Annotated in this window: 1 pseudogene; it reads right to left on the bottom strand. The window is 50.4% G+C overall.

Annotation, left to right across the window (positions count from 1 at the left end):
* Positions 1 to 504, bottom strand: a pseudogene (locus PORUE0001_RS02240) (conjugal transfer protein TraO); the annotation flags it as partial.

Below are 504 nucleotides of genomic sequence, written 5' to 3'. Positions count from 1 at the left end.
TTAAACTTGAAGCCTGCTGAGATAGCAGGACGAAAACGATGCAGGTCAGAGCCGAAGAGCAGTCGCCCTTGAGCTTTGAGGACGAAGAGCAGATTGTCTGTTAGGAACAGTTCCACCGAGCTATGTATCGCTCCTCCATAAGTAAAGCGAGATCGGTCCAGGAGTGTAGCCCCATCGGGTAGTAACCGTTTATCCTCGTTCAGCTCTTCATAACCGCAGAGAGCGGATAGCCCCAAGTAGCCAAAGATATTCTTCCCCCTATCTGAGAGTATCGGGTGCATATAGCCGAAATGCAGTAGCGCATCACGCAGTGGAACATTGTAAGAGCGATAAGTCAACCCTTGCTGCTCATATTCCGCCAAGAGAAAAGCGTAGTTCGCCCGCTTGAAGTAGTGTGCGAACGCAAGACCTACCCCAAAGCTCTCCTTTGCGCATAGTCTCTCCCCCTTGACTAATCGGAATAGAGCCGACCAGCTCAACGCTATTTTGCCTAGGGATTAGTCT

The organism is Porphyromonas uenonis 60-3 (assembly GCF_000174775.1).
Classification (GTDB): Bacteria; Bacteroidota; Bacteroidia; order Bacteroidales; family Porphyromonadaceae; genus Porphyromonas; species Porphyromonas uenonis_A.
The sequence above is the reverse complement of the archived record's forward strand: the minus strand, read 5'-3'. Positions and strand labels throughout refer to the sequence as shown.